Annotated in this window: 4 protein-coding genes and 1 pseudogene; all 5 read right to left on the bottom strand. The window is 46.6% G+C overall.

All coding sequences use genetic code 11. The features are described 5' to 3' along the window. Positions 1-767 (bottom strand): annotated as a pseudogene (locus tag AACQ17_RS03625) (DUF2235 domain-containing protein); the annotation flags it as partial. Beyond that, on the bottom strand, positions 764-1,585 hold the full coding sequence (locus AACQ17_RS03620; protein ID WP_374956458.1) for a DUF4123 domain-containing protein: 822 nt from the start codon (positions 1,583-1,585) through the stop codon (positions 764-766). The pseudogene AACQ17_RS03625 and the gene AACQ17_RS03620, both read right to left, overlap by 4 nt. Then, complete coding sequence (locus AACQ17_RS03615; protein WP_094167592.1) at positions 1,561-3,609, bottom strand: type VI secretion system Vgr family protein; 2,049 nt, start codon at positions 3,607-3,609, stop codon at positions 1,561-1,563. Before AACQ17_RS03615 ends, AACQ17_RS03620 begins: the two co-directional genes overlap by 25 nt. A 167-nt stretch (positions 3,610-3,776) precedes the next feature. Continuing rightward, the gene (locus AACQ17_RS03610) at positions 3,777-5,072 is read right to left on the bottom strand and encodes a type VI secretion system ImpA family N-terminal domain-containing protein (protein WP_094147755.1); all 1,296 of its coding nucleotides are present in this window, start codon (positions 5,070-5,072) and stop codon (positions 3,777-3,779) included. A 57-nt stretch (positions 5,073-5,129) separates the two neighbouring features. Continuing rightward, a partial coding sequence (gene tssM, locus AACQ17_RS03605) for a type VI secretion system membrane subunit TssM (protein ID WP_094167590.1) occupies positions 5,130-7,573 on the bottom strand: 2,444 nt, incomplete at its 5' end.

The raw sequence follows: 7,573 nt of genomic DNA, 5'->3' as shown, positions 1-7,573 counted from the left end.
ACATTGGTTAACTCATTAGTGGCGCTGCCTGCCACTGTCTCTACTTCGCCTTCATCATTTTTAAATAAAGAGATAAAAAAATTGTCTTTTTTAGGATAATCAAAACACTCGCTCGATAAGTGAGTGGCTGGAATATCGTTTTTAAGCCGCCCTGTTTTTCTGGAAATAATGTCGCAATCAACGTTGTATTTCATTTTCCATGTTTGATAGTAATTCTCTAACTGAGTTTTACCCCATTGTGCACTGTAAGTATTATTGGCCGTACCATCAAAAAACATACCTACACGTAAGGTAATAAAGTTAAATCCTCTCACTTTAAGAACATAACTTTTATCTGTCAGTAAGTTGCAAGCATCCGCTTGACCTTTTTGGTGCCTCGCTGGTAGAGCTTGTTCTGGCGTCAATTCGGTTAGATCGCCACTGGTTACGTTTAGAAAAACGGCACTATTTCCTAAATGGTCTTGGTATTGCTTGGCAAAATCTAAAGTGGGGTCGGCTTCATTATTGGGTGTTCTCAGCTTACCCTGAGACTCTCTTAACCATTGTTCAGCATCGAGAGTGAGCGTCACCGGGCCGGGGGCAAGCGTTTTAAGCAAGATAGGCGCTTCACCTAATACGACGGGAAATTCATGCTTTGCTGAGTCAGTGATAGTACCAGTGATGCCTTCAAATGGCTTATTGAACTCATCACGGATGATAATTTCAATCCAATGCGTTCGATTTTCACACGGCGCACAAAAAGGGCTAACTCCTGTTGTACTTCTCATTGCCAGCTCTCCTTAATGGCTTTTAACTCTTTCAGTTCATCCGATGTTAAATGTAAAGGATGGGATAAATCATCAAGCGCGGTATCGGTTGCAGTGACGAGCGCAACTAACGCATGCTGCTCTGCGACCTCGTAGCTATTTTGCTTTTCTAATGCTGATTGCAAGGCTGATAGTATCGTCTGCTGCGGTGATTCTAGGCGTTGTAAAAGATGCGGCAATAGCTCCCACCAACGTCTTTCTAAGGAATTGGCATGAACATTTATGTTGTACAAAGGCGCTAAGTGGTGAGGTAACATCTTCCACCAAGTCCCGTGGCGAAGCACAAACTCACTGCATGAGGTATTACTGAAGGTAATGAGAGCGTCTTCTTCATGGTGATCAATCGCCACCAATTGGTTGATGTTGCCTAAAAAGTGATTCACCTCATTTTCATCCATCGCTCGTAGTATGGGAATAATCACATCACGATCATAAAAGCGAAACATCACTTCTTCGCCATCTAATGCGGCAATTAATAAGCTCCGCAGATGACCCAAAACTTCTTGTGTGCTTACCTGGCTTGACAACACTAGTCCCTGAGCAAGGAGCGATTCTGGCAACTCCAAGACAATATCAGTGACAGGAATTAGCCACGGTGATAGCGGCATAACTGAGTCAAACATGGAGCCATAAAATAAAGGCACGGCTTCCTCAAATCCAAAACCACCATTTTGCGCTAAAGCAAGCTTGTGAAGTTTATGATCAACCAACCAATATTGATGCTCTGACTGTGCTTCAAACCACGATTTCAACATTAGGCATCCCCGGCTAATGGGCATACTTTTACGGCTGGCACTCGTGCTTCTTCAGCTTGCAATAGCGCTTGGTAAAGAATGGTTTGAGGTGGCGCGGGGGATTTTTGCAGTTCAAGCTCACCAGGTAATAACGGTAAATCACCACTAAAACCACTGCCACTGCCCGCACTTCCGCCTGAGTTTAAATTAACGCCCGCCCCAGAAAGATGGACACCAGCAGGATCGACTTTGACAAAACTGCCGCCGGCTGTCACGGTAATTTCTGACCCTGCTTCGATCACCACTTTTTGTCCAGCTTTGATGTGGATTTCATCTCCACTTTCATTAGTCCAAACTTGCCCTGATTTTACGTGCAAGGAACCATCGACCATTAATATACAGCTACCCTTAACCGATTCGCGGCTTTCGCCCTCCACTGTGAGGTGGTGGTTATGTTTAACGTGCGTAAATTGGTCGTTATCCACCGTGAGGTGCTGGTCGTGCTTGATGTGCGCCGTGGCATCATTGAGCACCAAGGCGTCTAAGTCTTTTTGCGCGTGTAGGTAGATTTTCTCTTGCGCCGCTTGGTCTTCAAAGCTCAGCTCGTTAAACCCTTCTCCTTGGTGCGTTTCACTGCGCAGCACGGTTTTAGTTTTGTTATCCGGCAGTGTGTACGGCGCTTTGTTGGTGGCATGGTAGGTACGGCCTGTCACTATCGGTTGGTCTGGGTCGCCGTTGAGAAACGAGACGATGACTTCATGGCCAATGCGCGGAATGGCTATCATGCCATATTGGCTGCCAGCCCAACCTTGTGAGACGCGCACCCAGCATGAGCTGTGTTCATCGCCGTTGGAATATCTGTCCCACGGGAAATGCAGTTTGACGCGGCCATGTTCGTCGCAGAAGATTTCTTCGCCATCAGGCCCCACCACCAATGCCATGCAAGGGCCATCCACTTGAGGTTTGGCTTGCGGTGTCGCACGCCACGTGACATCAGCAGGAATGAGCGTGAATTGGTTGCTGTACGTGGTCGCGCCACTGCCGCCCTCTTCTTCCAATGCTTGTGGCTGACGCCCTTGATGATGCACTTGCACGACAACCCAATCGCGGTTCGCGCTGTCGTCAAGATGCTCTTGTAAGTCGAACTTTGTGCCCGCTTGCAGGCCCGGATGGTTACTTTTTCCGGTCGCGGTACGCGCTTCTCGTCGTAAGTACTCTAAGCGAATTTGATTAAAGGCTTTGCCGCTGACGTCGTCTTTAAAGCGACCCGGTGCATCAAAGTGTTCGTAGGTCGCTTGCTGGTAATCCATCTCGCGCCCTTGCGCTTGCTGAGCAAACGAGTAGCTCGGCTTTTTAAAGCTGTAATCTTGCAGCGCGCTGTGGCTCACTTCGGTTTGGCTGTGTTGCGTTAATTGCGACACATAGGGGCTTTCCATCACGCCACCTGCGAGGGCGTTGTAAGGGATAGGCGTTTCTCGCTTCGTCAGGCTTTGGCTGTCGTCACTGAAAAAGAGGGTGTGCTTCCCCTCTTCATGGATGAAGTGATACACCAAGCCTTCTTCGGCGGCTAAGCGGTGCAAGAAGTCGATATCCGTCTCACGGTACTGCACGCAGAATTCACGCTGAGCACACTCACGTTTCAGCGAGAAGGCGTAGTCGTTAATGCCCATTTCTTGCAGTACGATGGAGAGGATTTCAGGAACGGTTTTGAGCTGGAAGATGCGGCTGTTTTGGCGCAGTGATAGCCGCTCTAATGCTGGGACTAAGGTCAGTGAGTAAAAGGTGTGATGATGGCCAATATCGCCTTTACTGAACTGACGCACAATGCCGTGCACACGCTGCACGACAAGGCCATCACGCAGCATCTCAAGCTGAGCGGTTTTGTCCACCAGCTCCAGCGCCGTTAAGCCAGATTGGCGACTGGCCAGTTTTATCTCATAGCGAAAACCGTAGCAATGCAGGCCCGCTTGCGCGCTATCAGACAGCGATTCCACGCCTTGGTATTCACGCACCACCAACGTGTCGTCTGCCAAACCCTCCACGGTGAGCCTAAAACTTAACCTTGCCATCTTTTTCCCTTCCACTCTTTTATCGCAAAATGACACTAGTACAGCAAGTGCAGTGCCAGATATTTTTCTTTGATATTCATGAGCTTATAAACAGCTCGATTGACAAAGGCAACAAACTGCCTGATATGAGCAAAAAGTTGCCCTTCAATAACCAATTGTTGCTCAGCTTATTGAGTCTGAGCTTCCTGATTATGTGTCACAGTCAAATGCTCAAACTGCTTGTCGAGCTCGGCCATTTTCCAGCTCAAATTATTAAGCCGCTGCTTCAGAATCATAAACTCCTGTTCAGCCTGTACAACATCACCTTTTTTGAGCAACTCTTCGACATATGCAGCTCTCCCATAAATAGGTGACAGACTAATAGCGAACTCCTCCAGCGATTTGGTTTGTCTTTGCAGTTCGGTTAATTTTCCTTTTTGCGCGAGCAGCGCGATGTTGGCCATCTTGGTTCGCGTTTCACTAAAACGCTCCATAAAGCGCTCAGTTTGTTGCAGAGCTTCACGCTTAGCATCGGCAAACGCTTGATCAACCTCCAGCACCGATTCGGTTTGGGGATAAAGTTGCAATAACGCATCCAACACTTGCTGGGCTTCAACACGAGCCGATTCAAAAGAGCGCGCCATTTTTTGCTCAATCGCCTCTCGGTACAATGGCACAATCTCATTTGACAACTGTTCAAGCTTGGCTGGCGAGTTGGCCTGTTGAAACGCATTGACCTGCTCTGGCGTATGTAAAGCAGGTAACCTTAGGTTGGTTGCATAAGATATTGAGTTGAAAAACGGCAAATAAGTGACGGCCCCATACACCATCACAACACCAAGAACACCGGATATAAAAGCGGCCACATGCGTAACACGTGAGCGCTTTTGACTACGCACCAGCTCAACCTGTTCCGTTTGGGTATGGCGCTTTAGCAGCGAATGATATTGCGTTTCTAAACGATCAATATGTTCAAAAATAGCAAAACCTACTCCTTCGAAATCAACCAAATAGTCCGGCTGTTGCAGCTCTAAAATGGCATGCATACGCTCACAAAAGCGCTCACAACGGTATAAATCACGCAGTGCTTCATGATTCGGACGCAGATCTTTTAACTCTCGCACTACACGAGCATTAACCCAATCGAGCACTTCCTTGCGCATTTTCGCCGATTTTACGTCCGGTTTTGGCAAATTACTTAAGCAGCAGCACAACAGTTCAACACCATTGGCGTATCCCGCTAAGCCCTGCATTTTTAAACAGGCTACGGTGTAATAACCGCACAGCAAAAGGTCAATCCCCGGGCCTTTTGCTAATGTTTCACAAGCAACTTTCACCACAGCCCAGTCTGGACCACCTGATAATGGGTTGTTACGACGATTGATCTCATCTCTCACCTTTTGGTAGGCATCAATGTGACGAACAGCGGCAGCATCATCTATCAAATGAAAACGAGCGTGGTCGATAAATACAATATTGGACATGACTACAGCGTCCTAAGTGAGTTGAGGAACGATGACCAATCGCTCCTCACTATTATTTTAGTAAAGGGTTTTCGAGAGTTTGAATGACTTAAATAACCGCTCGGTGAATGGGTTAATATCTGCCTCTGAATTGAGTCGATAAATCATCTCACCACCGTCAACTGCAAACTTAAAGTCAACCGACGTGGAACTAGCACCCACCACATCACCTTGTTCAAGCAAGCGGAAAAATGCCCACGGACCTTGGATATTAATACTTCGTGGCGACATATTATTTTTAGTCGGCACTAACGTTACTTTAGAGATCGCAGAATCACGCAGCGTATTTGGCCAAATCAACTCGACACTGTCTCTTGGGCCGTGACTATAAGCGAGATATTGACCATCAACATTCAGCACACTGCGGCGTTTGTTGTTGCTCAAGCGTAACGGTTCAACCGAGAAACTAACGTCTAAGACCCCTTTGCGGTTAAAGAAAGCTTGCTGAATTTTCTTCGCCTGCTTGAGCTGTTCTAGAACGTCTTTGCGAATAATCGACTGCGCGTTATCGTCATCATTGACCGCAATATTTTCTTCCACAAACATTCTTAGCTGGTTGTTGTAGAAGTTGTCTAATGTGCCATTGGGCGCAAAAAACGCTTCAAAGTCAGAAAGAGAACTGTCTTTGTTGGATGACTCATTAAATGGATAGCGACCAGCTAATTTCTCTTCAAAGGTTTTGTAAACATCATCATGCCAACGAACTTCAAGGTGCTTAATCGCTTCTTGTTTGACAACATACCAACTCTCATCCGCCAGTTTAGACACCATAGTATCGAGCGGTTTAGGCAAACCTGATGCAATACGTTTCACCGTGTAAATTGGATCAGCGTTCACTAATTTTACGCGTGCTTTAGTGGCATCAAGCGCAGCCATACCAACATCTGGCGCTTCTTGAATAGATTTGAGGTAATTTTGTAACTCTTCCACCGCCACTAACACTTCATTGATGTACGCTGGCTTATCACCAACCGGCTTGAGCATAGCGTTTAGTTCAGCAAAGGGCGCATCAATCTGCGAAGCAACTTTGTATTTTGGATTTTTTAACAGCTCTTTTTGCGCGGCTTCATCTTTAGGCACACTGGCATACATTTGAGTATTGCTTTCTAAAGTGCGAAGCAAACGCTGCATCGGTTCAATGTTGCCGGTAAAGTTTTCTAATACTGACACCGCGTCATTGATGTCGCTAAAATACTTAACGCTGATTTCATTAAGAGCCGCACGCCAGGTATTGGTGTAGTCCGCCACATACAAGCTGCGGATTTTGTTACGAAGGTCATGCTTATCCGCTTCGCTAAATTGAGCCGATTTGGATTGCCCTAGTACCCAACTGTCGATCAAGGCCAGCTCAGAAACGGATTCTGATTGCGGCATGAAGTAATCTTCAAACCCTTTTTTGGTAAGCATTTGCGGAATATACAGCGAGCTGCTGTTGACCACTCGCTCTTCAAAAACCACATCAAAGACGGGGCCAATCAAGTTGCGTAAATTGATCGAGGGGCCAAGAACCGTTTGTGCATTCAACTTCAAATTACGGTAAACACGTTGATCGTTAGGCATAGAACCAAGATCAGACTGCACTTTCGCCACCACCTGATCATAAGGCTTCATCACCGACTCTGCATTGCGATCACCGCGCGCGCGATCACCCGCTAAATCCGTGTGTAACATGGCGTAGTCTAAATGCCCCAGTAGTTCTTCTTGGATCACGCGTTGCCCAGCGAACTCTTGCTGCCAGTATTTGGAGAAATAATCGAGTACATAATCCTTATAGCGGCCACTTTTATCTACCATCATGCGATAAACACGCAGCACGGCCAGTTTCTCTTCATCTGTTTTGGCTTGGTTAAGCTGCACAACGACATCAGCCATTAGCAGAGGTAAAAATCGGTTTTCCAATAAATTCAAATAAGTAGCTTCAACCATTGGACCAATCGTGTGGCCTTGGTACAAACCAAAATCGGAAATGTACTGTGGTTTATCACGGAAGAAGCCAAACTCTAACGTCGCTTCACGAATTTTATTGAGCGGCACGAGAACATCTTGCTGAGAGGCTAAATAAAGATTAGAGGGGAACTCGTTTTTGTACTCGTTTACTTTCGCTAACACCGCATCAGAGTGCTTCACGTTACTAAGGTAATAACGATGCCAAGTGCCGACTAATAACACAGTTGCAATAGAGCCGGCCACTACTGACAAACCAATCAAGCGCCGTTTTTGCTTCGCAACACGAAAATTATCCGAGGCAAGCCCAGCTTCAGGATAGATGATGTTATTAAACAGTTTTTGTGTGAAATAAACCGTTGAGTTTTTGGCTTGCTGCGCTTTGTTGATCGCATGATCTAGCCCGTAACGACGTGAAGCGGCATCATCAAATGCGTTTGTGGGTACGCCTTGTTGATACACAGAAGTGAAATACGCACCACGCACCAAAGCCGACGTAGAGAACTGATCACTGGCCA

Origin of the sequence: Vibrio sp. V10_P2A27P122 (genome assembly GCF_963874335.1) — a bacterium.
Classification (GTDB): Bacteria; Pseudomonadota; Gammaproteobacteria; order Enterobacterales; family Vibrionaceae; genus Vibrio; species Vibrio anguillarum.
Note: the sequence above shows the minus strand (reverse complement) of the source record. Positions and strands in the feature narration are given on the sequence as shown.